Annotated in this window: 26 protein-coding genes; 16 read left to right on the top strand and 10 right to left on the bottom strand. The window is 71.5% G+C overall.

Going from position 1 to position 25,807, the window contains the following annotated elements; all coding sequences use genetic code 11:
* The first annotated feature begins 75 nt into the window (after nt 1-75).
* From DNL27_RS11255 to DNL27_RS11205, 11 genes are all read left to right on the top strand, one after another.
* The gene (locus DNL27_RS11255) at nt 76-705 is read left to right on the top strand and encodes a MarR family winged helix-turn-helix transcriptional regulator (protein ID WP_012399154.1); all 630 of its coding nucleotides are present in this window, start codon (nt 76-78) and stop codon (nt 703-705) included.
* Nucleotides 702-1,850 carry a polyprenyl synthetase family protein gene (locus DNL27_RS11250; RefSeq protein WP_012399153.1) on the top strand — a complete coding sequence of 383 codons (1,149 nt, stop codon included), beginning with the start codon at nt 702-704 and terminating at the stop codon, nt 1,848-1,850. The genes DNL27_RS11255 and DNL27_RS11250 overlap by 4 nt, the downstream gene beginning before the upstream one ends.
* Nucleotides 1,851-1,861: 11 nt before the next feature.
* Nucleotides 1,862-2,761 carry a squalene/phytoene synthase family protein gene (locus DNL27_RS11245; protein ID WP_112235594.1) on the top strand — a complete coding sequence of 300 codons (900 nt, stop codon included), beginning with the start codon at nt 1,862-1,864 and terminating at the stop codon, nt 2,759-2,761.
* Nucleotides 2,758-4,623 carry a phytoene desaturase family protein gene (crtI, locus tag DNL27_RS11240; RefSeq protein ID WP_012399151.1) on the top strand — a complete coding sequence of 622 codons (1,866 nt, stop codon included), beginning with the start codon at nt 2,758-2,760 and terminating at the stop codon, nt 4,621-4,623. The genes DNL27_RS11245 and crtI overlap by 4 nt, the downstream gene beginning before the upstream one ends.
* Complete coding sequence (locus tag DNL27_RS11235; protein ID WP_112235593.1) at nt 4,623-5,192, top strand: lycopene cyclase domain-containing protein; 570 nt, start codon at nt 4,623-4,625, stop codon at nt 5,190-5,192. The genes crtI and DNL27_RS11235 overlap by 1 nt, the downstream gene beginning before the upstream one ends.
* Nucleotides 5,189-5,542: a lycopene cyclase domain-containing protein gene (locus tag DNL27_RS11230; protein ID WP_012399149.1), complete on the top strand. Its 354-nt coding sequence runs from the start codon at nt 5,189-5,191 to the stop codon at nt 5,540-5,542. Before DNL27_RS11235 ends, DNL27_RS11230 begins: the two co-directional genes overlap by 4 nt.
* Complete coding sequence (locus tag DNL27_RS11225; protein ID WP_041297728.1) at nt 5,532-6,407, top strand: prenyltransferase; 876 nt, start codon at nt 5,532-5,534, stop codon at nt 6,405-6,407. Before DNL27_RS11230 ends, DNL27_RS11225 begins: the two co-directional genes overlap by 11 nt.
* A gap of 149 nt (nt 6,408-6,556) precedes the next feature.
* Nucleotides 6,557-6,919: a GntR family transcriptional regulator gene (locus tag DNL27_RS11220; protein WP_012399147.1), complete on the top strand. Its 363-nt coding sequence runs from the start codon at nt 6,557-6,559 to the stop codon at nt 6,917-6,919.
* A complete protein-coding gene (locus DNL27_RS11215) occupies nt 6,916-7,863 on the top strand; it encodes an ABC transporter ATP-binding protein (RefSeq protein ID WP_112235592.1) in 948 nt (315 codons plus the stop codon). Before DNL27_RS11220 ends, DNL27_RS11215 begins: the two co-directional genes overlap by 4 nt.
* Nucleotides 7,863-8,576, top strand: coding sequence for a hypothetical protein (locus tag DNL27_RS11210; RefSeq protein WP_112235591.1), 714 nt, complete (start codon nt 7,863-7,865; stop codon nt 8,574-8,576). Before DNL27_RS11215 ends, DNL27_RS11210 begins: the two co-directional genes overlap by 1 nt.
* 140 nt (nt 8,577-8,716) lie before the next feature.
* Nucleotides 8,717-9,532, top strand: coding sequence for an alpha/beta fold hydrolase (locus DNL27_RS11205; protein WP_112235590.1), 816 nt, complete (start codon nt 8,717-8,719; stop codon nt 9,530-9,532).
* A gap of 125 nt (nt 9,533-9,657) precedes the next feature.
* On the opposite strand, the gene DNL27_RS11200 is transcribed toward DNL27_RS11205, so the two are convergent.
* Complete coding sequence (locus DNL27_RS11200; protein ID WP_012399143.1) at nt 9,658-10,635, bottom strand: LLM class flavin-dependent oxidoreductase; 978 nt, start codon at nt 10,633-10,635, stop codon at nt 9,658-9,660.
* Between the two features lie 281 nt (nt 10,636-10,916).
* Between DNL27_RS11200 and DNL27_RS11195 the strand changes: the two genes are divergently transcribed.
* From DNL27_RS11195 to DNL27_RS11180, 4 genes are all read left to right on the top strand, one after another.
* Nucleotides 10,917-11,627, top strand: a complete 711-nt coding sequence (locus DNL27_RS11195; RefSeq protein ID WP_012399142.1) for an alpha-ketoglutarate-dependent dioxygenase AlkB — start codon at nt 10,917-10,919, stop codon at nt 11,625-11,627.
* A gap of 141 nt (nt 11,628-11,768) precedes the next feature.
* Nucleotides 11,769-12,296: a flavin reductase family protein gene (locus DNL27_RS11190; RefSeq protein WP_112235589.1), complete on the top strand. Its 528-nt coding sequence runs from the start codon at nt 11,769-11,771 to the stop codon at nt 12,294-12,296.
* A 221-nt stretch (nt 12,297-12,517) separates the two neighbouring features.
* Nucleotides 12,518-13,177 carry a flavin reductase family protein gene (locus DNL27_RS11185; RefSeq protein ID WP_204360293.1) on the top strand — a complete coding sequence of 220 codons (660 nt, stop codon included), beginning with the start codon at nt 12,518-12,520 and terminating at the stop codon, nt 13,175-13,177.
* A 152-nt stretch (nt 13,178-13,329) separates the two neighbouring features.
* A complete protein-coding gene (locus DNL27_RS11180) occupies nt 13,330-13,884 on the top strand; it encodes a YceI family protein (protein ID WP_112235588.1) in 555 nt (184 codons plus the stop codon).
* Between the two features lie 111 nt (nt 13,885-13,995).
* Here DNL27_RS11180 and DNL27_RS11175 read toward each other — a convergent pair whose 3' ends face one another.
* Both DNL27_RS11175 and DNL27_RS11170 read right to left on the bottom strand, forming a co-directional pair.
* The gene (locus tag DNL27_RS11175; RefSeq protein WP_012399138.1) at nt 13,996-14,322 is read right to left on the bottom strand and encodes a hypothetical protein; all 327 of its coding nucleotides are present in this window, start codon (nt 14,320-14,322) and stop codon (nt 13,996-13,998) included.
* Nucleotides 14,319-15,014: a cell division protein CrgA gene (locus DNL27_RS11170; RefSeq protein WP_012399137.1), complete on the bottom strand. Its 696-nt coding sequence runs from the start codon at nt 15,012-15,014 to the stop codon at nt 14,319-14,321. The genes DNL27_RS11175 and DNL27_RS11170 overlap by 4 nt, the downstream gene beginning before the upstream one ends.
* Nucleotides 15,015-15,202: 188 nt before the next feature.
* Here DNL27_RS11170 and DNL27_RS11165 point away from each other — a divergent pair, with 188 nt between their 5' ends.
* Nucleotides 15,203-15,844: an aminodeoxychorismate/anthranilate synthase component II gene (locus DNL27_RS11165; RefSeq protein WP_012399136.1), complete on the top strand. Its 642-nt coding sequence runs from the start codon at nt 15,203-15,205 to the stop codon at nt 15,842-15,844.
* Nucleotides 15,845-15,969: 125 nt separating this feature from the next.
* On the opposite strand, the gene pknB is transcribed toward DNL27_RS11165, so the two are convergent.
* Genes pknB through DNL27_RS11130 form a run of 7 tightly spaced genes read right to left on the bottom strand, consistent with a single transcriptional unit; the run spans nt 15,970 to nt 25,785 of the window.
* The gene (pknB, locus tag DNL27_RS11160; protein WP_112235587.1) at nt 15,970-17,907 is read right to left on the bottom strand and encodes a Stk1 family PASTA domain-containing Ser/Thr kinase; all 1,938 of its coding nucleotides are present in this window, start codon (nt 17,905-17,907) and stop codon (nt 15,970-15,972) included.
* Nucleotides 17,908-17,912: 5 nt separating this feature from the next.
* The gene (locus DNL27_RS11155) at nt 17,913-19,649 is read right to left on the bottom strand and encodes a serine/threonine-protein kinase (RefSeq protein ID WP_112235586.1); all 1,737 of its coding nucleotides are present in this window, start codon (nt 19,647-19,649) and stop codon (nt 17,913-17,915) included.
* Nucleotides 19,646-21,088 carry a penicillin-binding protein 2 gene (locus DNL27_RS11150; protein WP_112235585.1) on the bottom strand — a complete coding sequence of 481 codons (1,443 nt, stop codon included), beginning with the start codon at nt 21,086-21,088 and terminating at the stop codon, nt 19,646-19,648. The genes DNL27_RS11155 and DNL27_RS11150 overlap by 4 nt, the downstream gene beginning before the upstream one ends.
* Nucleotides 21,085-22,863 carry an FtsW/RodA/SpoVE family cell cycle protein gene (locus DNL27_RS11145; RefSeq protein WP_112235584.1) on the bottom strand — a complete coding sequence of 593 codons (1,779 nt, stop codon included), beginning with the start codon at nt 22,861-22,863 and terminating at the stop codon, nt 21,085-21,087. The genes DNL27_RS11150 and DNL27_RS11145 overlap by 4 nt, the downstream gene beginning before the upstream one ends.
* Nucleotides 22,860-24,443 (bottom strand): PP2C family serine/threonine-protein phosphatase, encoded by a 1,584-nt coding sequence (locus DNL27_RS11140; protein ID WP_112235583.1) that lies wholly within the window; start codon nt 24,441-24,443, stop codon nt 22,860-22,862. The genes DNL27_RS11145 and DNL27_RS11140 overlap by 4 nt, the downstream gene beginning before the upstream one ends.
* A 3-nt stretch (nt 24,444-24,446) precedes the next feature.
* Nucleotides 24,447-24,962: an FHA domain-containing protein gene (locus DNL27_RS11135; protein ID WP_012399130.1), complete on the bottom strand. Its 516-nt coding sequence runs from the start codon at nt 24,960-24,962 to the stop codon at nt 24,447-24,449.
* Between the two features lies 1 nt (nt 24,963).
* Nucleotides 24,964-25,785, bottom strand: coding sequence for a DUF3662 and FHA domain-containing protein (locus DNL27_RS11130; protein WP_112235582.1), 822 nt, complete (start codon nt 25,783-25,785; stop codon nt 24,964-24,966).
* Nucleotides 25,786-25,807 lie beyond the last annotated feature (22 nt).

Raw genomic sequence — 25,807 nt, 5'->3', positions numbered from 1 at the left:
GATCTAAGTACCCGGCAGGCGGGCACTCGGGAGTCGATTTCCGGAGAACTCAGGACGCGTGAGGCGAGGTGGGCAGTGGACGGCACCGAGCACGAGCGCGCCGCGGAGTCCGGGGCGCCCTCCTCCCACGTGGTTGCCGGACCGCACTCGCGCGCCCTGCGGCGGGTGGTCACGCTGAACCACGAGATCGGGTACCAGCTGCGGCGGATCATGGGTCTCAAGGACACCGACTACTCCGCCATGGCCCTGCTCATGCGCCACCCCATGGGACCCACGGACCTGGCGCGGGCCCTGCACATCACCACGGCCTCTGCCACCGCCATGGTGGACCGGCTGGTCCGCGCGGGCCACGTGGTGCGTGAACCCCACCGCGCGGACGGCCGCCGGATGACCGTGCGCGCCGTGGACCACTCCAGGGCGGAGGTCACCCGGCACGTGATGCCCATGGTCGAGATGGTGGAGGCCGAGCTCGCGGCCCTGGACGAGCGGGGCAGGCAGGCCGTCCTGCAATTCCTCACGGGCACGGCCGCGCGCATGGAAACCCACCTCACGGACCTGTGCGAGCGCCCCGCCCTGGACGCCTCCGACACTTCCGACGCCCACGGATCCGCCGAGGCCGGGCGCGGCACCGATCCGGGCAGAGGCGCCGGTGCGCCCGCCACGGGTCCCGGTCGCGCCGATGCCTCCCCCGGGGAGCCCTCATGAGCCGGGCCGTGCCGAACGCCTCCGCGTGCGCCGAGGAGCAGGGCGGGAGCCGCTCCACGCTGCCCCGCGAGGACGCCGAGTGGAGCGCCTTCCGCGCCGCGGTCACGCGGGAGCTGGAGGAGTTCTTCGCCGCCCCGACGCACCGTGTTCCCCGGAGCCCGGGCTTCCCGGTGCTGTGGGAGCGCACGGCCCAGCAGCTGGCGGGAGGCAAGCTCATCCGGCCCCGCCTGACGCTGATTGCGTGGCGCTCCTTCACCGCACCGGCCGGTGGGGCCGTGCCCTCGGTGCCGGACGCGCAGTGCGTGCGGCTGGCGGCGTCGTTCGAGATGCTCCATGCCGCGCTGCTCGTCCACGACGACGTCGTGGACCGTGACTGGCGCCGGCGCGGCCGCCCGACCGTGGGCGAGCTCTTCCGCCGGGACGCCGCCGCCGCGGGCGCGCCGGCCCACGAGGCCGAGCACGCGGGAGAGTCCGCCGCGATCCTCGCCGGGGACCTGCTGCTCGCGGGCGCGCTGCGCCTCGCGAGCACGTGCACCGGGGACCCCGCCACCTCGCGCGCGGTGGCCGACGTGGTGTTCGAGGCGGTCACCGCCTCGGCGGCCGGCGAGCTGGACGACCTGTTGCTGTCCCTGCACCGCTTCGGCGCGGAGCACCCCGGTGTGCAGGACATCCTGGACATGGAGCGGCTCAAGACGGCCACGTACTCCTTCGAGGCGCCGCTGCGGGCGGGGTCCCTGCTCGCGGGGGCGTCCGCGGAGGAGTCGGAGCAGCTCGCGCACGCGGGCGCACTGCTGGGTGTGGGCTACCAGGTGGTCGACGACGTCCTGGGCACCTTCGGGGACCCGGCGCTCACGGGCAAGTCCGTGGACGCGGACCTCCGGTCGGGCAAGGCCACGGTGCTGACCGCCCACGGGATGCAGGCCCCGCACGCCCGCCGCGTGCTCGAGGACCTCGCGGCGGGTGCCACCACGGTGGAGCGCGCCCGGGAGGCGCTCGCGGCGGCCGGTGCGCGGGAGGCCGCTGTGGACCTGGCCACGGACCTCGTGGACCGGGCCCGCGAGCTGCTCGACGGACTGCCCCTGCCCGGCCCGCAGCGCGAGCAGCTCGACGCGCTGTGCCACCACGTCCTGAACCGAGACTCGTAGTGAGGACCCCCATGAAGCTTCCGGCCGAGCGCGCACACACCCCGCTGCGCCTGTACACCGGGACGGCGCTGGCGTCCTCCGGGGTGGTGATCGGCGAGTACTCCACGTCCTTCTCGCTCGCGTGCCGCACCCTGCCCGGGCCGGTGCGCCGGGACATCGCCGGGATCTACGCGCTCGTGCGGGTTGCGGACGAGATCGTGGACGGCACCGCCCGCGCCGCCGGACTGGACGACCGCGCGGTGCGCCGGGCGCTGGACGGGTACGAGGCCGCCGTGGACCGGGCGCTCGAGACCGGGTTCTCCACGGACCTGGTGGTGCACGGCTTCGCGGACGTCGCCCGCCGCCACGGGTTCGGGCGGGAGCTCACGGAGCCGTTCTTCGCGTCCATGCGGGCGGACCTGGAGGTTGCGGAGCACGACGACGCCTCGCTGGAGGACTACATCTACGGCTCCGCGGAGGTGGTGGGTCTGATGTGCCTGGAGGTGTTCACGGACATGCCCGGAACCCGCGCGCAGACCCCCGAGCAGCGGGAGATGCTGCGCTCCACGGCCCGCCGCCTGGGAGCCGCGTTCCAGAAGGTCAACTTCCTGCGGGACCTCGGCGCGGACCACGACCAGCTGGGGCGCACCTACCTCCCGGGAGCCGATCCCGCCCACCTCACCGAGGACCGGAAGGCCGCCCTGCTCGCGGACCTCGACGCGGACCTCGACGCCGCCGTGCCCGGCATCCTCGCCCTGGACCGCCGCGCCCGCCGGGCGGTGTCCATGGCCCACGGGCTGTTCACCGAACTGGCCCGGCGCATCGAACGCGTGCCCGCGCGCGAGCTGAGCACCCGGCGGGTCAGCGTGCCCACCGCGGTGAAGCTGCAGATCGCGGCGCGCGCCATCGCGGACACGGAGGTCACGGCATGACGGACGGCAACCGGACGACCCGGCACCCGACCCGCCCGGAGAACGCGCACCGGGGCAGCCCGGACGGGGGCGCCCCGCGCACGGTGGTGGTCGGTGGGGGCTTCGCGGGCCTCGCCACGGCCGGGCTGCTCGCGCGGGACGGACACCGGGTCACCCTGCTGGAGCAGCGGGACACGCTCGGCGGGCGCTCCGGGCGGTGGTCCGCCGAGGGGTTCACGTTCGACACCGGACCCAGCTGGTACCTCATGCCCGAGGTCATCGACCGGTGGTTCACCCTCATGGGCTCGAGCGCGGACGAGCAGCTGGACCTGCGCCGCCTGGACCCCGGCTACCGCACGTTCTTCGAGCAGCACCTGGACGAGCCGCCCACGGACGTGCGCGCCGGGCACGCGGAGGAGCTCTTCGAGCGGCTGGATCCCGGGTCCTCAGAGGCGCTGCGCGCATACCTGGGTTCCGGCGCCGAGGTCTACGACCTGGCCAAGAAGCACTTCCTCTACACGAACTTCTCCCGCCCCACGGATCTGGCGCGCGCCGAAGTGCTGCGCAACCTTCCGCGGTTGGGCGGGCTGCTGAGCACGTCCATGCAGCGCTACGTGGCCGCACGGTTCCGGGATCCCCGGCAGCGCCAGATCCTGGGCTACCCCGCGGTCTTCCTGGGCGCATCCCCGGACACCGCGCCCGCGATGTACCACCTGATGAGCCACCTTGACCTCACGGACGGGGTGCAGTACCCCGTGGGCGGGTTCGCGGCGCTCGTGGACGCCATGGAGCGGCTCGTGCGCGCGGCCGGCGTGGAGATCGTCACGGGCGCGGAGGTCACCGGCATCGAGGTCGCCCCCGCCCCAGCCTCGTTGCGCTCCCGCGTGGGGGCCGCCCGCGCACGACGCCGCTCGGCCGGCTCCGTCACGGGCGTGACCTGGCGCGCGGCCGCCCCGGAGGAGGGGGTACGGGCCGGGCAGGACGGCGCGGCGGGCGCCCCCGGCGCACGAGGTGCCGTGAGGGACGCGGACGGGCCGGGCGGCGTCGTCGAGGGACCGGGCGTTGTTGCTGAGGGGCGGGGCACCCGAACCGACGCATCCGCCGAGGCGCGGGGCGCCGGAACAGATGCACCCGCCGGGCAGCCGGGGGACGGCGAGGAGCGCACGGTTACCGCGGACGTGGTGATCGGCGCCGCGGACCTGCACCACCTGCAGACCCGGCTGCTGCCGGACGACTTCCGCGCACCGGAGTCCCGCTGGACACACCGTGACCCGGGCCCGTCCGGGGTGCTCGTGTGCCTGGGCGTGCGGGGGAAGCTGCCGCAGCTCGTGCACCACAACCTGCTGTTCACCGCGGATTGGGACGACAACTTCGGGCGCATCGCGGACGGCACCCCGCTCGCGGAGCAGACCTCGATCTACGTGTCCATGACATCGGCCACCGACCCGGGCACCGCCCCGGAGGGGGACGAGAACCTGTTCATCCTGGTGCCCTCGCCCGCCGTGCCGGAGTGGGGCCGGGGCGGGGTGCGCACCCCGGACACGGACGAGCCGGGCTCCCCGCAGGTGGAGCGGGTGGCGGACGCCGCCATCGCGCAGCTGGCGCGCTGGGCGGAGATCCCGGACCTCGCGGAGCGGATCGTGGTGCGCCGCACCTACGGTCCCGGGGACTTCGAGGCGCAGTTCAACGCGTGGCGCGGCTCCATGCTGGGCCCGGGCCACACGCTGCGGCAGTCCGCGCTGTTCCGCCCCGGCGTCACGGACCCGGGGATCGAGGGCCTCTACTACGCGGGGTCCTCGGTGCGACCGGGGATCGGTGTGCCCATGTGCCTGATCTCCTCCGAGGTGGTGCGGGACGCCGTCCGCGAACGCGGGGGCCGCTGATGTACCTGGTGCTGCTGCTCGTGCTCCTGGGCTGCTTCGCGCTGATCGACCGCCGCTGGGCCCTGTGCTTCTGGTCCGGGCGTCCGTGGCGCGCGCTGCTGGTGCTGGTGGCGGGGGTGGCGTTCTTTCTCGCGTGGGACCTGGTGGGGATCGCCAACGGACTGTTCTGGCACGGTGAGAACTCGCTCACGCTCGGCGTGTTCGTGGCACCCGAGCTGCCCCTGGAGGAGGTCTTCTTCCTCGCGTTCCTGGGCTACCAGACCCTCGTCTACGTGCAGGGCGCACCCGTGCTGTGGCGCTGGCTGCGGTCCCGCGCGGCGGGGCACTCCAGCGGTCCCACGGGGCACGGGGGCCCGACGACGCCCCGGGGCTCGGAGGCATCCGCCGCTCCGACCGCCGCCGGTGATCCGGCAGCCCCCGGCACGCCGGCCACCCCCGGTGATCCGGTCCCCGCCGGTGGCCCGGGGCGGAGCTCGCCGCAGCGAGAGGGCTCTCGCACTGGAGCCGTGGACACTGGCGAGCCGGCAGCCGGGGCAGCCCGAGGGCCGGAGAGGGGGGACGTCTCGTGACGTACTGGGGTGTGAACGCGATCTTCCTGGGGATCGCCGTGGTGGTCCTCGCCGTGGCGGTGCTGCTGCGCCGCCCGGGGCGCCTGTTCTGGGGCTCGCTCGCGGGGGCCACGGTGCTGCTCGTGGTCCTCACGGCGGTCTTCGACAACGTTATGATCGCCTCCGGGATCATGACCTACACGGAGCACAACATCTCCGGGGTGCGGATCGGACTGGCCCCGCTCGAGGACTTCGCCTATCCCGTGGCCGGGGTGCTGCTGCTGCCCGCGCTGTGGCTGCTGCTGGGCCGGGAACGGGCGGGGGCGGCGTCGTTCCCCGGTGCCGAGGAGGGAAGTGGACGTGCTCACTAGGCTGTTCTGGGCCTCGCGGCCCCTGAGCTGGGTCAACACGGCCTACCCGTTCACCGCCGCGGTGCTGCTCACCGGCGGGCTGCCGTGGTGGCTCGTGGTGCTCGGCACCGTGTTCTTCCTGGTGCCCTACAACCTGGCGATGTACGGGATCAACGACGTCTTCGACTACGAGTCGGACCTGCGCAACCCCCGCAAGGGCGGCGTGGAGGGGGCCGTGGTGGACCGTGCGGCGCAGCGGCCCGTGCTGCTGGCCTCGTGCCTGGTCCCCGCGCCCTTCGTCCTGGTGCTCGGGGGCTACGCGGTGGTCACGGGCAACTGGGTGTCCATCGCGGTGCTCGCGGTCTCGCTGTTCGCCGTGGTGGCGTACTCGTGGGCCGGGCTGCGGTTCAAGGAACGCCCGTTCGTGGACGCGATGACGAGTGCCACCCACTTCGTCTCGCCCGCGGTCTACGGCCTGACGCTGGCGGGCGCCACGTTCACACCGGGACTGTGGGCGCTGCTGATCGGGTTCTTCCTGTGGGGCATGGCCTCCCAGATGTTCGGCGCGGTCCAGGACGTGGTCCCGGACCGGGAGGGCGGACTCGCGTCCGTGGCCACGGTGCTTGGTGCCCGGCCCACCGTGTGGGTGGCCGCGCTGCTCTACGCCCTGGCGGGCGGGCTCATGGTGTTCACCGAGTGGCCGGGCCAGCTCGCCGCACTGCTCGCGGTGCCGTACCTGCTCAACGTGCTGCGCTTCAGCGGTGTCACGGACACCGATTCCGGGCGGGCCAACGCGGGATGGAAGACCTTCCTGTGGTTGAACTACCTCACCGGTTTCCTGGTGACCATGCTGCTCATCTGGTGGGCCGCGATGCGCCCGGTGTGACCCCGGCCGGTCGCTCGACGCCGCTCGTCCCCTCGCGGGGGCGGGCGGCGTCGTCGTTCTCGTCCTGTTCCGATCCGTGAACCCTTGACCGCCTCGCCGGTTATGTGGTTCCTTAGTAGAGTAATGAACCAAGGAGCTGGAAGTTCTCCATGACACCCAGACAAGACGGTCGCCCGATCTTCATGGTCCTGGCCGATCAGATCGCGGACGACATCCTCCAGGGCAACTACCCGGTGGATTCCGCCGTGCCATCCACCAACGAACTCGCCGCGTTCTACCGCATCAACCCCGCGACGGCGGGGAAAGCGCTGGGACGCTTGGTGGATCAGGGAGTCTTGGAGCGGCGTCGTGGGATCGGGACGTTCGTGGCCGCGGATGGCCCGGACATCCTGCGAGCGCAGCGCCGGGAGGCGTTCCACGAAGACTTCATCCGACCTGCCGTGGCCGAGGCCCGGAGGCTCGGACTCACACTCGACGACATGGTCGCACTCATCAGCAAGGACTCGCCATGAGTTCTCCCGTACGACACACGGATCACCGCGAGAGCGCGCCGGGGCAGGCGAGCGGGGAGGGGATCCGGATCAGGAACCTGAACAAGTCCTTCGGTAAGAAGCACGTACTGCGGGACATCGCCGTGGATTTCGCGCCCGACCGGGTGCACGGGCTGCTCGGGGCCAACGGCGTGGGCAAGACCACGCTGATGTCCGTGATCCTCAATCACACGTTCCGCAGCTCTGGTGAGGTGCTGATCGACGGTGAGGATCCGCGGGAGAATGCGCGGTTGCTCGAACGCACGTGCTTCATCCACGAGGACCAGAAGTTCCACGACGACGACACACCGGCCTCTCTGCTGCGCATCCTGCCCACGTTCTACCCCGCGTGGGACACCGAGCTGGCCGAGCGCCTGGCGTCCCGGTTCAAGCTGCCGATGAGCACGCGCACCACCAAGCTCTCCCGCGGGCAGCGCAGCGCGCTGGCGATCGTCATCTCGCTGGCCGCACGGGCGCCGTACACCTTCATGGACGAGCCGTACCTGGGGCTCGACCCCGGGCACCGTGCCCTGTTCTACGAGGAGTTCGCCCGCGCCCTGGCCGAACACCCGCGCACCGTGATCCTCTCCACGCACCTGATCGACGAGGTGTCCGACCTGCTCGAGGACGTGGTCATGATCGAGGACGGCCGGGTCACGGTGGACGCGGACATCGACGACGCCCGGGACAGCGCGTTCGTGCTGCGCGGACTCGAACCCGTGGTCCGTGACGTCGTGGGCGCTCGCAGGGTCTTGCGCGAGCACCGACTCGGCAACATCCTCTCCGTCACCGTGGACGGTACCGCGACCGCCGAGGACCGGCGCCGCGCGGACGCCGCCAATGTCTCGGTGGAACCCGTCACCTTGCAGGAACTCGTGGCCGCGCGGGGCATGCGCGGCGCCGACGACGCAGAAATGAGTGTGTAATGCAGTACGCCCGCCGGAACCTCGCGCTGTACCTGACCAACCGACTCAACTCCTTCGTGGTGGCCCCGGCCATCCTGGTCCTGGTCGCGATCCTCACGGTCGGGATCGGGCTGATCATCGGCATCCGCACCGGTCTGCCCCTACCGCAGCCGGTCCAGGACGGATTCCAAGCCAACCTGGCTGTGTTCTGGGCCCTCCCGGGCTTCTTGATCTCCCACGGCGCGCTGACCGTCAACCGGTGTTTCGCCGGCGCACTCGCGTTCGGCAGCACCCGCCGGAACTTCTGGGCGGGCACGGCCATGGGGTTCATGATCACGTCCCTTGTGGTCGCATCCGTGGGTCTCGTGATCCTGGCCGTCGAGGCCGCGACCGGGTTCGGGCTGGGGATCAGTTTCCTCACCATTCACGCCTTGGGCGACGGCAGCCCCCTGATCGTGGCCGTGACACTGTTCCTGCTGAGTCCCATGAGCCTCTTCGCGGGCATGAGTTTCGGCGGGTTCTACCGCGCGGCCGGGGTGACCTGGACCGTGATCTCGATCGTGGCCGTGGTACTCGTGGCACTGGGTCTGCTCGCCGCGATCGTGGCCTGGCCGGACTTCTGGTTGGACCTCGCGAGCGAGCTCGGACGGTGGGACATCCCGCTCGGCCTCGTGGTCGTCACGCTGATCGCCGGTATCGCGAGCCGCGCGGTGGTGCGGTACGCGGAGATCTGAGCTCCCGGTACGACGCCGCTCGCTCCCTTCCCCGGGGTGGGCGGCGTCGTCGTGTGTGGGCTGTGTCGTGCGGGCGGTGCGTGGACTGCATCCCTGACATCACCCGCTCCGGGGCCCACCCCACCTGGCATCATGGCCCCATGAGCCGATCGGCATTCATCACGCACACCGCCCACGTCAACGACACCGAGCTGGCCTACACGGACGAGGGCCGGGGCGAGCCCGTGGTGCTGCTGCACGGCCACGCGTACGACCGCTCCATGTGGGACGGGCAGGTCGCGACTCTCACGGAGCAGGCTTGGCGCGTGATCGCCCCGGACCTGCGCGGGTTCGGCGAGTCCCAGGTCACCGAGGGGATCGTGTACACCGAGGAGTTCGCCGCGGACATCGTCGCGCTGCTGGACGAGCTCGGCCTGGAGACCGTGATCCTGTTGGGCTTCTCGATGTCCGGGCAGGTGGCCATGCAGATCGCCGCGTCGTACCCCGAACGGGTGGGCGCGCTGATCATCAACGACACGGTGCCCACGTCCGAGGACGCGGCGGGGCGGCGTGGTCGTCATGTGGCGGCGGACGGGATCATGCGGGACGGCATGGGGACCTACGCGCAGAACGTGCTGTCCAAGATGATCGCGGAGGAGAACGTGGAGCGGCTGCCGGAGGTCGCCGAGTGCGTGCGCGAGATGATCCGGACCGCCCCGCTCGAGGGCTCCACCGCGGCCATGCGCGGGCGCGCCGAACGCAACGACTTCACCGAGACGCTGCGCGCGTGGGAGAAGCCCGCGCTCGTGATCGTGGGGGACTCGGACGCGTTCGACAACGGCGCGGGCCAGGCCATGCGCGAGCTGCTGCGCCACGGTGAGCTCGCGGTGGTCCCTGCGAGCGGGCACACACCCAACATGGAGAACCCCGCGGAGTACGACGCCGCTCTGGGCGCCTTCCTCTCCCGCCTCGTCTGACCGGGCGGCTCGCGGGTGCCGCTCACGGGCGGAATGGCGGGCGAACATCTGAGTCCCGATAAAGCATCGGAATCGCGATCCGGGTGCTTTATCGGGGCATGGATGCACTCGGGGATGCCCGGCGCTCAGTTCCAGTTGTCGGCGAGCAACTCCATGGCTGTGAGGACGTCCGGCTGGCGGGTCGCCGTGGGGGAGATCATCAGCTCGTCCGCATCAGCGTGTTCTGCGAACCGGTGCAGGTAGTCCACCACGGTGTCCGGGGTGCCCGCGCCGGTGTAGCTGATCATGTGCAGGATCTGGGCGGCAGCGGGGGAGGCCATGACCATGTCCATCTCCTCGTCCGTGAACTCCCGGCCGCGGCCCACCATGGCCTTGACCCGGGAGCGCTGGGTCGCTTCCAGCTGACGGGCGGCGTCCTGCGCGTCCTCGGAAATGATCACGTTCACCGCGGCGATCACGTACGGCTCCGCGAGCTGTTCGGACGGCTGGAACTGGGACCGGTACGCGGCCACGGCGTCCACAAGGGCGTCCGGGGCGAAGTGCGATGCGAACGCATAGGGCAGCCCGTAGGCCGCGGCCAGCTGGGCCCCGAACAAGGACGAGCCCAGGATGGTCAGCGGCACGTCGGTCCCCGCACCCGGCATCGCCTGCACACCCGGGATGAGTGAGTTGCCGCTCAGGTAGCCCCGCAGTTCCTTGACGTCCTGGGGGAAGCTCTCGGCGGATTCGGGGGAACGACGCAGCGCGCGCAGCGTGCGCGGATCCGTCCCGGGAGCGCGGCCGAGCCCCAGGTCGATCCGGCCGGGATGCAGCTCCGCGAGGGTGCCGAACTGTTCCGCGATCGTGAGTGGGGAGTGGTTGGGCAGCATGACACCGCCCGAACCCAGCCGGATGCGTTCCGTGTGCGCGGCCACGTGGGCGATCAACACGGCCGGTGCGGAGGACGCGATCGTGGGCATGTTGTGGTGCTCCGCGTACCAGACCCGCGTGTATCCCAACCGCTCCGCGTGCCGGGCAAGGGTCACGGAATCCGCGAAACTCTCACCCACCGATTGGTTCTCGCGCACGGTGGCGAAGTCGATGACCGATAGGGGCAGTGCCATGAATGAAACCCTTTCCAGAGAAAACTTTCTGTGGGAATAACGGGCTCACGGGGCCCGATATTCCGCGGGCCGCTGCTCTCCCGGGTGTGCTGAACGGGTTGCTCGGGGTGGGAGGGGATGAGCGGGGGAGCGGGATGAGGGAGCGTCTACCGGCAGACTCGGGGCCACCACCGGACCCGGACTTGCCGGTTCAGTTCTCGGGGCGCCCTGCTCGGATCGCCCCAGCCGGCGCCCGGCGGCGCGCGTTGTGGGTGTCGGGGGTCGGTCATAGGCTCACGGGCATGGCCGAGTACGAGGTCACCGAGCTGTTCACCGTCCCCCGCGAGCCCATCGTGCTCGCGCCCGGGGCCGTGCACGTTCCCGATTGGCTCCCCGTCGCCCGGCAGCACGATCTCGTGGCCGCGTGCCGTGACTGGGTGCGCTCGGCCCCCATGCGTCACCAGGTGATGCCGGGCGGCGGTCGGATGTCCGTGCAGTCGGTCATGCTCGGCGTGAATCGGACCCCCTACCGCTACGGGGCCACCGGGGGAGCGGAGGTCGCGGCCCTGCCGGACTGGCTCGTGGACCTGGGTGCGCGGGCCGTGGCGGACGCGTACGGAATGGTGGACGCGGGAGATGTGGGCGTCCCCGAAGTCGAGGACGTCGTCCGCGGTTTCGTCCCCGACTCCGCGCTGGTCAACTACTACGACGGCGCCGCGCACATGGGGATGCACCAGGACAAGGACGAGTTCTCGGCGGCGCCCATCGTGTCCCTGTCCCTGGGGGACACGTGCACGTTCCGTTTCGGCAACACCGAGACCCGCACGGCTCCGTATCGGGACGTGGAACTGCGCTCGGGGGACCTGTTCGTGTTCGGCGGACCCTCCCGGTACGCGTTCCACGGCGTGCCCAAAGTGTTCCCCGGCACGGGTGGCCTGCACCTGGGGTTGAAGAACGGCGGGCGGTTGAACATCACGCTACGCATGACGGGTGGACACCGGCGAGCACACTGACGTGCTGAGAGCGACCCCGTCTGCCGGCACACGGGGTCGGGCGCCCCGCTCGAACGCGAGGGTCTGCGCGCGGCTCGGCCACGAGAACCGGTGCCCCGATCGGACCCGGGGCCGCGACGGGCGCGATGACACACTGGGGTCATGCAGAACGAGACCCTGGATCCCCGCCCCACGGACGTGCAGGTGGAGCGCTACCGCACCCTGGCCGCCGATCACGCGGTGGGGGTGGGCGTGGTGTGCTCGCGCTACCGGGGCAAGGACCACGCGATCACCGTCACGGCGTTCGCGGACGTCTCCTACGATCCGCCCACCATGCTCGTGTGCCTGTACGACATGGGGCGAATGTGCGAGGCCGTGGAGAGCTCCGGGTCCTGGACCCTGTCCCTGCTGAACGCGGATCAGCGGTCCGTGGCGAATTGGCTCGCGAGTCCGGGCAACCCCGTGGACGGACTGCTGGACACCGTCCCGTTCCACCGCACCGAGCGCACGGGGACACCTGTGATCGACGGGTGCCTGAGCTGGTTCGAGCTGGACTCCGTGTCCACCCACACCGCGGCAACCCACCTGGTGGTCGTGGGGCGTGTCACGGCCATGGGCCGAGGGGTGGACGCGGGTGCCGCGGACCGTCCCCTGATCCATTTCGCGAGGGAGTACAAGAGCATCGGGTGATCCCGGCCGCGGGTGGGCGTACGGTGAGAAGTGGGGGATCGCTCGTCGCACGGGGCGCAGCGGTGGTGTCCCCCAATGTGACGTCTCATTGCGCCGTGTGGCCCAGAATGTGGACTACGAAACCATGTGTTGGACATGGGATGCCTGGCAGGATTTAGCCTGTCCGGATAACGGCAGCCGGACCGCCAATCCGGGAACACAGCCGTGTGAGAGGACCCACCATGCCGGACCGCGTCAGCCAGAACACCTCAGCAGATCCCGAGACCCCCGACTCCGCTCAGGGGTTGGACGGTGTCCCGGCATCCGGGGGTGAGGCAGAACGGGTCGCCGCACAAGCCGTGGACCTCGTGGCCCCCACGGAGGCGCTGCACAGCGATCCGCGCCTGACGGAAGGGTTCAAGTCCGCGTTCGGTCAGCATCCCGCGGGCATCGCGATCATCACGGTCGCCGGGCCGGAAGGCCCCGTGGGCCTCACGGCGTCCTCCGTCTCCTCCATCTCCGCCGACCCCCCGATCCTCGGCTTCTCGCTGCAGGCCAAGCGCGGTTCGGCGGCCGTCGTGGCAACGGCCGATTCCTTCGTGGTGCATTTCCTGGATTCCGACAACGTGGAACTCGCACGTTCCTTCGCCATTTCGGGTGCACCCCGTTTCGGGGACGACATGGAGTGGACCACGCTGTCCACAGGCGAGCCCCGCTTGCTCGGGGTGCGCCGCGTGCTGCGGGCCATCCCGCTCGCGCGGATCAAGGCCGGGTCGGCGCTCGTGTTCAATGCCGCCGTCGTGGAGGTCCTGGGTGAAGAGGGCTCGGGCAGCCCGCTCGTGTACCACCAGCGGCAGTTCCACGGCCTCAGCGACAGCTCGGTGCTGGACCTGCACCTCTGACGGGCGGGCCTTCGCGGTACCGTGTGTGACGCTGTTCACCCAAAGTTTTCTTTAGAATAGGTTGACGCATCAAACAGCGGGTCGTAAATTAGTTTCCGAAGCAACCAATTGGGCCGCCCGACGACGGCCCCCCCGATGCCAAGGAGAAACGAATGACCACGCTCGAAGGTATGACCCCCGGAACCTGGACCCTGGACCCCGCCCACACGGAGGTCGCATTCTCCGTCCGCCACGCCGGTATCTCCAAGGTGCGCGGTGTGTTCAGCGACGTCTCCGGTGAACTCAACGTGGCCGAGGACGCTTCGCAGTCCAACGGCCAGGTGGTCGTGGGGATGAACTCCGTGGACACCAAGAACGAGACCCGCGACAACCACGTGCGCTCGGCCGAGTTCTTCGACGTGGAGAACCACCCGCAGATGACCTACAAGATCACCGGCCTGGAGCTCAACGACGGTGAGGGCACCGTGACCGGCGAGCTCACCCTGCGTGGCGTGACCAAGCCCGTGAAGCTGGACGCCGAGTTCAACGGCGTGGCCGTGGACGCCTTCGGCACCACGCGCGCGGGCTTCACCGCCTCCACCTCGATCTCCCGCAAGGAGTTCAACGTGACCTGGAACGCCGCCCTCGAGGCCGGCGGGGTCATGGTCTCCGACAAGGTGCGCATCGACCTGGACGTGGAGTTCACCGCTCCGGAGTCCGCCAACTGAACGACTCGCACCTGAGCATCTCGCGCCCGAGCGACTCGCTCCCCACGTGAACAGTGCCCCACCGGTTGTCCGACCGGCGGGGCACTTGCGTTCCGTGGGGCAGGGGCGCGGCTAGTGCAAGGACTGCACGATGAAGTAGATCAGCGGGACCAGCACGAGCCCCAGCAGGGCGATGCGGCGCACCCGCACCTCCATGCGCGCGGGGTTGATGTGGTGCCTCTCGCGGCCGCTCCGCTCGCTGTCCGCAGGCTGGGCGGCGTCCTCCGCAAGGGGGCCGGGGCGCTCGCCCTGCGCGCCCGCGGGAGCTGCGGCGCCGTCCGGGGTCCGCCCTGGCTCCGAGCCCGGGAAGGACGAGGGTGCCGGGTGCTGCCCCGCGTGCCGTCCCGGTTCCTGCGGGTCCTGGGCCGGGCTCTCGTGCGGGCCGGGTGCCCGGTTCATCGCCACTGCGTGGTCATGATGAGCCCGGAGAGCATGAAGCCCAGCCCGATCACGAGGTTCCACACGCCGATCCCCGGGATGGGGACCACGCCCTGGAACAGGTAGTAGGTGATGATCCACAGCAGACCCAGGATCATCAGCCCGATCATGATCACCTTGAACCACAGCGGCGTGGGCTGGTAGTCGTCCGCGCGGCGGGCACGGGCCTCGGCCTTCGCGGCCTTGGCCTCCCGGCGCTCGGCGTCCCGGCGTGCCTTGATGCGGGCCTTCGTCTGCGCGGGGGTCTCCTCCGGCGCGTCTGCGGGAGAGGTGGCCTCGCCCGCGGGAGCCGGTGCGGCGGCGTCGTGCTCCGCAGCGGACGACGACGACGCCGTGCCCGCCGCACGCGCCGCCCGGCCGCGCTTCTTCCGGGAGGCGGACTGCGCGTCCGGTGCCCCGTCGGTCTCCGGGGCGTCGTCGAGCTCCGTGGTGTCCTCGGCGGGGGCCGTGTCCGTCACCGCGTCCCGCGCGGCCACGGAGGTGGAGCCGGCGTTGCGCGTGGCCGTGCGCTCGAACGAGGCAGCGGCACTGTTGCGGGGCAGGATCTCGGCGGCCAGCGCCGCGAGCTCACGGTCACGCTCCGTGAGGGTGAACTGCTGTGTTTCGTCCGGGGCGTTGCGGGATCGACCGAAGCGCTTCTTGGGCTGCGACACTGCTGATCATTCCTCCTGGGGGGCCGGGAACGGCCCGGCGCCGTGCGGGCGGAGCCGCGCGCTGCGCGGGCCCCGCCGGTGTGTTCCGGGGCCCTGCCCCGGCGTGACATCGGCGTTCAGTCTATCCGTCCGCGCGGGCGTAGACTTGCGCGAGTTCTTTCAACCGGTGAACCCGCAGGAGTTCTTGAGTGTCTGTGAAGATCCTCGTCGTGGACAACTACGACAGCTTTGTCTACACGCTGGTGGGCTACCTCCAGCAGCTGGGCGCCCAGACCACCGTGGTCCGCAACGACGACCTCGACGTCCCCGCCGCCACGGCCCTCGCGGGCGAGCACCAGGGCGTGCTGCTCTCACCGGGGCCCGGAGCCCCCGCGGACGCGGGCGTGTGCTCGGACCTGATCCGCTGGGCGGAGCGCACCCGCACCCCGCTGCTCGGGGTGTGCCTGGGCCACCAGGCCCTGGGCGAGGTCTACGGCGCCCGCGTGGGCCACGCCCAGCAGCTCATGCACGGCAAGACCTCCCGGCTGGTGCACCAGGGGGAGAGCGTGTTCGCCTCCGTGCCCTCGCCGTTCACCGCCACCCGCTACCACTCGCTCGCGGTGGCCGCGGACACCGTCCCGGACTGCCTGGAGGTCACCGCCACCACGGACGACGGCGAGGTGGTCATGGGGCTGCGGCACCGCACCGCGCCGCTGCACGGCGTGCAGTTCCACCCCGAGTCCGTGCTCACCGAGGGCGGCTACCTCATGCTCGGCAACTGGCTCGAAGAGGTCGGCCAGCACGGCGCGGCCGCTGCCGCCGCGGGGCTGTCCCCGCTCATGACCGCCTGAGACCCCCGCCCGGTCATCGGCGGGTGCGGGGGCCGGGGGCCCGGGCTCACGGGGCGCACGCCCAGCCAGTCACGGCTCACCTCCCCAGGAGGTGCGACGCCGGGAGGCACAACACCCTGAACGGCTCAGCCGTGGTCCCCGCGCGTCTTCGAGGCGCCTGCCGTGGGCCGGGGCTCCGGCGTGGCGGTGGCCGTCTCCGCCGGAGCGCTCGGCTCCGTGGTCTCCTCCGGGGTCCGTGACGGCGTGGGAGTGGGGGAAGGCGCCGTCTTCCTGGCCACCGTGATGGTGATCGTGGAGCCCTGGCTCACCGAGGACCCCGCGGGGGCGGACTGCTCCAGCACCGTGCCGGTCTCGGCGTCCTCCGTCTCGCGGATCTCCACGGCGGCGTTGAGCCGGACGTCGTCCGCCCGCAGCGCCCGCTCCGCGTCCGCGCGGCTGCGGCCCACGACATCCGGGACCGTGACCTTGCCCGTGGAGACCTGAAGCTTCACCGCGCTGGCCCTGGCCACCGAGCTCCCGGGTGCCGGGTCCGCGGAGATCACCGCGTTGGCGGGCACCGTGGCGCTGTTGACCGTGCTGACCGGGCCCACCGTGAGTCCCGCGTGCTGGATGGACTCCCGCGCGTACTCGAGGGACTGGCCCACGATGTCCTCGGGGACCGTGACCGTGGCCGGGCCCTTGGAGACCACCACGGACACCGTGGCGTTGCGGTCCACCTCGGTGCCGGCGGCGGGATCCATGCGGATCACGTGCTTGTCGGGCACGCTGTCGCTGTGCTCCTTGGTGAAGGTGGGATTCAGCCCGGCGTCCCGCAGCGTGTTCTCCGCGGTGGTGCTGTCCATGCCCACCACCTGGGGGATGCTCACGCGCGCCACCTGCTCCACCTGCGAGCCCTGCCACCACTGCACTCCCAGCACCGTGCCCACACCCAGCAGCGAGAGCAGCAGTACCAGCACCAGTGCGGTCACCCAGCCGCGGCGACCCCGCGAGGGGGCCGCGGTGGCGGGCTCGGGGGCGGCGGCGTCGTCGTCCGGCTCGAAGGGGCCGGGCTGGGCCGGGGAGGTCTCGGTGGTCTCCGTGTCCTCGCTGCGTCCGGCGGCGGTGACGGCCGCGGCAGGGGCGCCCGTGCCCACGGCGGGCAGGGTCTTGGTGTGGGAGTCCACCGCGGTGGCGGTGCCGATCGGCTGGGTGGCACCCAGGTCCGAGGACAGCTGCGCCTCGAGCTCGCGCAGGGCGCGGCGCATCTGCCCGGCGTCCGCGAAGCGGTCCTGCGGGTTCTTGGCCAGCGCCCGCTCCATGAAGCGGTCCACGGCGGGCGGCAGCTGCGGGTTCAGGGCCGACGGCGCGGGCGGCGCGTCCCGCACGTGCTGCGCGGCGATCGCCACGGAGGACTCGCCCACGAACGGCGCGCGCCCCGTGAGCATCTCGAACAGCACGCACGCCGCCGAGTAGAGGTCCGAGCGGGGGTCCACCGCGGCCCCGCGGGCCTGCTCGGGGGACAGGTACTGCGCGGTGCCGAGCACGGCCTGGGACTGCGTGAGCGCGGCCTGGGTGTCCTCCACGGCGCGCGCGATGCCGAAGTCCATGACCTTGACGCCGCCGTCCGGGGTGACCTTGACGTTCGCGGGCTTGATGTCCCGGTGCACGATCCCTGCGCGGTGGCTGAAGGACAGCGCGTCCAGGATGCCGAGCATGTACTCCACGGCTTCGTGGGGCGTGACGCCCGGTCCGTGGATGAGCTCCCGCAGCGTCTGCCCCGGGACGTACTCCATGACGATGTAGGGCCGCAGCACACCGTCCGGGCCCTGAGGCCGGATCTCACCGGTGTCGTAGATGGCCACGATCGAGTGGTGGTTCAGGGACGCGACCGCGTGGGCCTCGCGCTGGAAGCGCTCGTGGAAGGACTCGTCCGCCGCGAGCTCGGGACGCAGGATCTTGATGGCCACCCGGCGCCCCAGCCGCACGTCCTGACCCACGTGCACCGTGGCCATGCCACCGCGGCCGATGACCTCACCGACCTCGTAGCGCTCGTTGACCAGCTCCGGGAGCTGAGGCGACCCCATGGCCCCTACCCGTCCGAACCGGTGCCGGGGGACGGCGCCGCCACGGCGCCGGAGTCCTGCGGGGCGGTGGAGCCCTCGGTGGTGCCGCCGGCCTGCGCGCCCTGGTCCCCGGTGCCGGCCGAGGGCTCGTTGCCGGGTGCCGCGCCCTGCGTGGCGCCGTCACCGTTGGGGGCGGCCGGGGGCACCGAGTTGCCGGGGATCGAGGGGCCCGGCTGCTCGGGCGCCTCGCTGCGCTGCGGGGTGGACGACGGCGCACTGCCGCCGTCCGTGCCCGTGCCCTTGCTGGGCTGGGCGGCGGGCTCCCACGCGACGTACATGACCACGGTGGAGCCGACCTCCACCTCCGTGCCGCCGGCGGGGTCCGAGGAGACCACCGTGTTCGCGGTGCGCCCGGTGTCGCGCTGCAGACGCTTGTCCACGTTCACGCCCAGGGCCACGATCTCGTTGGAGACCTGGTCCGCGTCCTTGCCCACGATGTCCCGGGGAAGGGTCACGGTGCTCGCCCTGGTGGGGCTCACGGTCGAGGAGGTCACGGTTCCCGGCGCGGGGGAGTCCTCGGTGTCCCGCGTGGTCAGGAACCACACGCCCGCCACGGCCGCGACCACCAGCAGCGCGAGCAGCGGCAGCAGCCACGCCCACACGGAGCGCTTGGACGTGCCCGACGCCGCGGAGCCGCCGGTCCGCCGGGACTGGTCCACGGCGTCGAACTGCGCGGTGGAGGGGTGGGCGCTGTACTCGGGGTCGGGGCGCGCAGCGGCCGCCGCGGAGCCCGTGCCCACGGTCGAGGACACGGCGGTGCCGGGCATGGCACGCGTGCTCGGCCCGGACACCGGCGCCATCGCCTCGGTGGGCTGCTCGTCCTGCGTGCTGGCCTCCGAGAGCCACGGGGCCATCCCGGGCACCATGGCCACCGCGGACTTGAGGTCCCCGCGGCGCAGCGCGTCCACGGCGTTGGCGAGCTTGCCCGCGTTCTCCGGACGGTCCTCCGGGTCCTTCGCGAGCATGGACATGATCAGCGCACGCACCGGCTCCGGCACGGAGTCCGGCAGGGGCGGGGGGTTGTCGTTGACCTGCGCCAGGGCGATCGCGATCTGCGACTCCCCGGTGAACGGCCGGCGCCCCGCGAGCAGCTCGTAGCCGATGATGCCGAGGGAGTAGATGTCTGAGGAGCCCGTGGCGGTCTGCCCGGTGGCCTGCTCGGGAGCCAGGTACTGGGCGGTGCCCATCACCTGCCCGGTGGCCGTGAGCGGCACCTGGTCCGCGAGGCGCGCGATGCCAAAGTCCGTGACCTTGACCCGGTTGTCCGGGGTGATGATCAGGTTCCCGGGCTTCACGTCCCGGTGCACCAGGCCCTGCGCGTGCGCGGCGGCCAGCGCGCGGGCGGTCTGGCCGATGTAGTTGAGCACGGTGTCCGCGTCCCGCGTCTTCTGCCGGTCGATGATGTTGGACAGCGGCTCACCCGGGACCAGCTCCATGACCAGGAACGCGGAGCCCTCGTCCTCGCCGTAGTCGAAGACGTTGGCCACCCCGGGGTGGTTGAGCAGGGCGGTGTGCCGCGCCTCGGCACGGAAGCGCTGCAGGAACGTGGGATCGCCGTTGTACTCGTCCTTGAGGATCTTCACGGCCACGATGCGGCCCAGGACCTGGTCCTTGGCCTTCCACACCTCGCCCATGCCACCGATGGCAATTCGTTCCGTGAGCGCGTAGCGACCGCCCAGAATGGTGTTCGACGATGGTCTCACTTGTTCAACACCGCCTCGAAGAGTTGCCGTGCGCTGGGGCTGGTCAGGGTGGACCCTGTGGTGACGTCCACGTCCTCGATCACCACGGCCACCGCCAATTGGGGGTCATCGGCGGGCGCGAATCCAGTGAACCATGAATCGTTCAATCCGTCCTTGCCGATCTCCGCCGTGCCGGTCTTGCCGGCCACCTTGACGCCCGGGACGGCGGCACCGCGGGCGATGCCGTTGTCCACCACGGAGGTCATGAGGTCGGTGACGGTGTGGGCGGTGTCCGCGTCCGTGGAGCGGCGCAGCTGCTCGGCCTTGAACTGGTCGATCACGGACAGGTCCGAGGAGCGCACGTTCTTGACCAGGCTGGGCTTCATCATCACGCCGTCGTTGGCGATCGCCGCGGACGTCATGGCCACCTGCAGGGGAGTGGTGCGGACGTCGTACTGCCCGATGGAGGACAGTGCGAGCTGCGCCTGGTTCATGTCCTGGGGGAACACGGAGGGGGTCACGTCCAGCGGAATGCTCAGCTTCTGGCCGTAGCCGAAGTTCTCCGCGGTCTGGCGGATCTTGTCCTGGCCGAGGTCCATGGCCAGCTGCGCGAACGGCGTGTTGCAGGACTGCTCCAGGGCGAACTGCAGGTTGACCTGCGTGCGTGCGGAGCAGCCGCCCTGCCGGTAGTTGGGCAGGGTCACGGTGGTGTCCGGCAGGGGCAGCTCACCGGGGTTCTGCAGGGTGGAGTCCGTGGTGTACTTGCCGGACTCCAGGGCCGCCACGGTGTCGATGAGCTTGAACGTGGAGCCCGGGGAGTAGAGGTCCCCGCCGATCGCTCGGTTCACGAGCGGCTTGTCCGGGTCCGCGTTGAGCTGGTCCGCGGCGGCCACCACCTTGTCAGTGTTGTGGGAGGACATGGCGTTGGCGTCGTAGCTCTTGCGGGAGACCATGGCCTTGATCTCGCCGGTCTTGGGGTCCACGGCCACGATCGAGCCGTTGTGGCCCTCCAGGGCGTCGTAGGCCACCTTCTGCAGCGTGGAGTCCAGCGTGAGCTCCACGGAGGCGCCCTTGGGCTGGTCCCCGGAGAACAGGGACATCACGCGGTCGTAGAACTGGTCGTCCGAGGCCCCCGAGAGCTCGTCGCCCAGGGTGGACTCGAGTCCGGTGGCGCCGTAGACCAGGGAGAAGTAGCCCGTGAGGTTGGAGTACAGCGGGGAGTCCGCGTACACGCGCTGGTGCTCGAAGTCGTCGTCCGCGGGAACGGACTTGGCGATCTCCTTGCCGTCCACCAGGATCGAGCCGCGGTCCTGGCCGAACTGCTCGTACAGCGTGCGGTTGTTCCACGGGTTGGCCTGCAGGGCGTTCGCCGCGAAGAACTGCACGTAGGTCAGGGTCAGCAGCAGCACCATGACGATGGCCGCGACCATCAGCCACATCCTGCGGATCGCCTTGTTCACGGGGTCCCCCCTTCCTGCTCGGCCGCGCCCTCGGCCGGCTTCGTGCTGCTCCCACGGGACTCGTCCCCGGACGACGACGCCGCCCCGGTGCCCGCTCCACGCGCGCCGTCCTGCGCGCCGGACCGGCCCGCGGAACGCTCACCGGAGCGCTCCCCCGCACCCGGTGCACCGGAGCGGTGGGTGATGCGGGACATCACCTCGGTGGCCGAGCCGGTGTCCGAGGACTCCAGCGGGGAGGCGTGCTCGGGCACGCCGGAGGAGGTCAGAGAGGTGGCCGGCGTGAGCTCCGTGGGAGCGTCGGCGTCCGCCACGGCGGGGCCGTTGTCCCGGTCCGGGGTGCGGTCCTGGGCGCGCTGCTCCTCGCGGGCGCGGCGGCGTCGTTCGAAGGAGGCGAGGTCCTCGTCCGTGGCGGGGCCGGTGGCCACCGGGCGGCGGGCGCTGTGGGAGATGGCCAGCAGGATGGCCACGATGATCCAGTTGGACAGCAGGGACGAACCGCCGGCGGACATGAACGGCGTGGTCAGACCGGTCAGCGGCAGCAGGCGGGTCACGCCGCCCACCACGATGAACAGCTGCAGCACCATGAGCGCGGACAGCCCGGCCGCGAGCAGCTTGCCGAACGCGTCCCGGGTGCCCAGGGCCGCGCGCAGCCCGCGCGTGGCGAAGAGCAGGAACATCACCAGGATCGCGCCGAGCCCGATGAGCCCGAGCTCCTCGCCGAAGGCCGTGATGATCATGTCCGAGTTGGAGTAGGAGACCAGGTCCGGGCGGCCCTGGCCCAGGCCCTGGCCGAACAGCCCGCCCGAGGCGAGGCCGAAGAGCCCCTGCACGATCTGCGCGGAGCCGCCGGGGGAGCGGTTGTAGACCTCGGGGTCGAAGGCGTCGAGCCACGCGTCCAGGCGCAGGCTCACGTGGGAGAACACGCGGCTGGCCGCGAAGCCGCCCACGAGCATCAGCACCACGCCCAGCACGATCCAGCCGAGGCGACCGGTGGCCAGGTAGACCATGGCCAGGAACAGGCCGAAGAACATGATGGCGGTGCCCATGTCCTTCTGCAGCACCAGCACGCCGATCGCGATGACCCACGCGGCGAGCATGGGCGCGACGTCCTTGAAGCGGGGCAGCCGCACGGGGCCGATCTTGCGCCCGGCCAGCAGGATGAGGTCCCGGTTGGTGGAGAGGTAGCCCGCGAAGAACACGGCCAGCGTGATCTTGGCGATCTCACCGGGCTGGAAGGTGCGCCCGGCGATCGAGATCCACAGCCGCGCGCCGTTGATCTCCACACCGAGGCCCGGGACCATGGGCAGCACCAGCAGCACCGCGGAGAGCAGCAGCATGGTGTAGGTGACGTTGCGCAGCCGCCGATGGTCCTTGAGGAGCCACAGCACCGCGCAGCACACGGCCATGGCCACGGCGGTCCACACCACCTGGGTGTTGGCGGCGGTCTGGCCGGTGGAGAGGTCGATGCGGTGGATCATCGCCAGGCCCAGCCCGTTGAGGGCCACCGCCAGGGGCAGCAGGTAGGGGTCCGCGTAGCGCGCGCGGATCCACAGCACCACGTGCACCAGCAGGGCGCCCACGCCGAGCACGGAGCCGCTCACGATGATGTGCCCGGGATCCTTGTCCAGCTGCTCGGGGTCCACCAGGATGTTCGCGCCCACCCCGATGCACAGGGCGAGCAGCAGCAGCAGGAGCTCGGTGACCCGGCGCGGCCGGGGGCGCACGGTGCGCTCGTGACCGGGTGCGGCGGCGGGGTTCGCGGCGGGCCTGCTCACGAGTCACCACCTCCCGAGGTGGACGCGGAGGAGCTCGGGGAGCCTGAGCCGCTCGCGCTGGACGAGGGGTCCGGGGTGGGGGTCGTGACGGTCACGCGACCGGTGGGGTGCGGGCCGGGCCCGCTGGAGGTCTTCAGCTCGGACACGATCTTCTCGGCCTCGTCCCGGCTGCCCGCCGGAATCGTGGCGCGCACGCGCTCCTGGGCGTACTGGGGCAGGGATTCCACGCGCACGTCCGTGGTGGAGTCCAGATCGCTCAGCGAGATGGGCCCGAGGCTCTGGGAGACGCCCTGGTACACGGCCACCCTGCCCTGGTCCTCGCCCACGTAGTACTGGGAGGAGGTCCAGGCGCGGGCTCCCCAGCCGCCCAGCATGAGGGCCACGGCGAGCACCACGGCGCCCGCCACCCACACCGCACGACGCCGCGTGGACGGCGGTGCGGGATCCTCGCCCTTGCGCCGCAGCAGGCTGCGGACCTCGGCGGGATCGGTGGTCTCGTCCAGGGTGGACGTGGAGAGCATGGTGGCGCGGCGGGCCATGGCCGAGTCCGAGACGGTGGGGATCCGCCCGGTCTGGGTGGCGTTGGCGGCCGCGCCCACGAGCAGGTGGGGGCGCTCGGCCAGGTCCTGGCGCAGCACGGAGGCCGAGGACTGCGCGGGTTCCGGCGGTGCCGGCGGCTCCTGGCGGCCGGGTTCACGGTAGTCGACGCCGCCCCCGGCCACGGGGGAGTCCATGGGGCCGTCCCAGTGCTTTTCGACGGTCTCCACGCGCAGCCGCTCGTCCGAGGTGCGGGACTCGTCCGGGATGGCGCCGTGGCCCTCGCCGGTCATGGGGTGCGCCTCGTCCCCCGGGGGGATCTCGTCCACCTGCACGACCACCACGGTCACGTTGTCCGGGGCGCCCCGGTCCAGGGTGAGCTCCACGAGGGAGTTCACGATCTGGTTGAGGTCCCCGGTGGAGCGCATCACGTTCTCGATGGTCCGGGCGTTGACCACGGCGTTGAGCCCGTCCGAGCACAGCAGCCAGCGCTCGCCCACGCCCGGGCGGACGACGCGGACCTCCAACTCGGGGGAAGCGTCCACGTCCCCGAGCACGCGCATCAGCACGTTCTTGTGGGGGTGGGTCTCCGCCTCCTCGGGCTGCAGCCGGCCCTCGTCGATCAGGCGCTGCACGAAGGTGTGGTCCGTGGTGACCTGCTGGAAGCCCTCCGTCTCGGAGAGCCGGTAGGCGCGGGAGTCCCCGATGTGGGCCACGGAGATCTCGTCCCCGTCGATCAACAGGGCGGTCACGGTGGTGCCCATCCCGCCCAGGCGGGGGTTGGACTGCACGAGCTTCGCGAGGTTCTGGTTCGCGTTCTGGATCTCGTCCGCGAGCACGGTCTCGGCCTCGCCCCGGTGGCCCGCGTGGTCCAGGTGGGTCAGGTCGATCACCGCGGACGCGGAGGCCACGTCACCGCCCACGTGCCCGCCCATGCCGTCGGCCACCACCGCGAGGTAGCGCCCGGCGTAGGCGGAGTCGTCGTTCTTGGAGCGCACGCGGCCCACGTCGGAGCGCGCGGCGTAGCGGAAGGCGATGGGCATGGGCTACGGCCTCAGTTCCATCACGGTGCGGCCCACCCGGAACTGCACGCCCGGGTCCACGGCGGTGGCGCGGGAGAGCTTCTGGCCCTGCACGAACGTGCCGTTGGTCGAGCCGAGGTCCTCCAGGAACCAGCGGGAGCCCTGCGGGAACAGCCGGGCGTGGCGGCCGGAGGCGTAGTCGTCCTCGAGCGGGACCGTGGCCTCGGGGGAGCGCCCGAGCATCACCGGGGCCGAGCCCAGCTGGTAGCTACTGCCCGCGAGCGGGCCCTCCAGGACCACGAGCTGCTGGGGCCGGTGGCGCGAGCCGCCCGTGGTCGGTGCGGGCTGCCGTGCGGGTTCGGCACGGCGTGCCTCGGGCTCCTCGGGGACCACCGCGGTGCGCGTGCGGCCGCGCGAGGCGGAGCGGGCCCTGCCGCTCACGGTGAGGTCACGCGCCTGGGAGAAGACCACGGCGGCGATGAAGATCCACAGCAGCGCCAGGAAGCCGAAGCGCAGCAGGGTCACGGTCAGTTCGGACACGTCAGCGCCTCTCCTTCGGGACGAGCAGGCGGAAGACCAGCCTGGTGCGTCCCATGGTGATCACGGAGCCGTCCACGAGCTGCGCCCGCCCCTGGATCCGCTGGCCGTCCACGTACGAACCGTTCGTGGAGCCGAGGTCCACGGCCAGGAAGGTGGGGCCCTGGCGGCGGATCTCCAGGTGCTTGCGGGAGACCCCGGTGTCCTCCACGGTGATGTCCGCCTCCGCGGAGCGGCCCACGCTCACGCTGTCCGCGTTGAGGGAGAACCGCTCGGTGCCCACCTCGATCACGGGCACGCGGGGCACGCCGTCCGAGGGGGCCACGGTGCGCGGCCGGTCGTGCTCGCCGGGGAGGGGCTGCCGGGGCTGGCTGGCCCGGGCGTGCGGGGCGGGAGCCGGGGGCTGCGGCGCACGCGCGGAGGTCCCGGCGTCCACGGGGGCCTGCGGGGTGCTCGTGCGCTCGAACGAGGACAGGATGCGGAACTCCCCGGCCTCCAGCTCGGACTGGCGCACGAAGCTCACGCGCACCGCGCCCTGCAGCGTGTAGGCCTGGGAACGGGCGTGGCGGATGACCACGTCGCACAGCTCCTCGGCCAGCTGCACGCCCCACTCCTGGGCACGCGGGAAGTCGTCGTCGGAGAACTCCACCGTGAACACGTTCGGGGCCATGGTGCGCCCGCCGGAGACGGTGAAGGACTCCTGGTCCAGCTCGCGGCGCAGCGCACTGGCGATCTCCACGGCCTCCACGCGCTTGCGGGAACCTGCGGTGAAAGCGGTGCGGACGGCCTTCTCGATCCCGTTCTCGAGCCCGGTCCAGAAACCCATCCCGCCTCCTTCCTCGGTCAGC

This window comes from Kocuria sp. BT304 (genome assembly GCF_003290245.1).
In the GTDB taxonomy this organism is placed as follows: Bacteria; Actinomycetota; Actinomycetes; order Actinomycetales; family Micrococcaceae; genus Kocuria; species Kocuria rhizophila_A.
The sequence above is the reverse complement of the archived record's forward strand: the minus strand, read 5'-3'. Positions and strand labels throughout refer to the sequence as shown.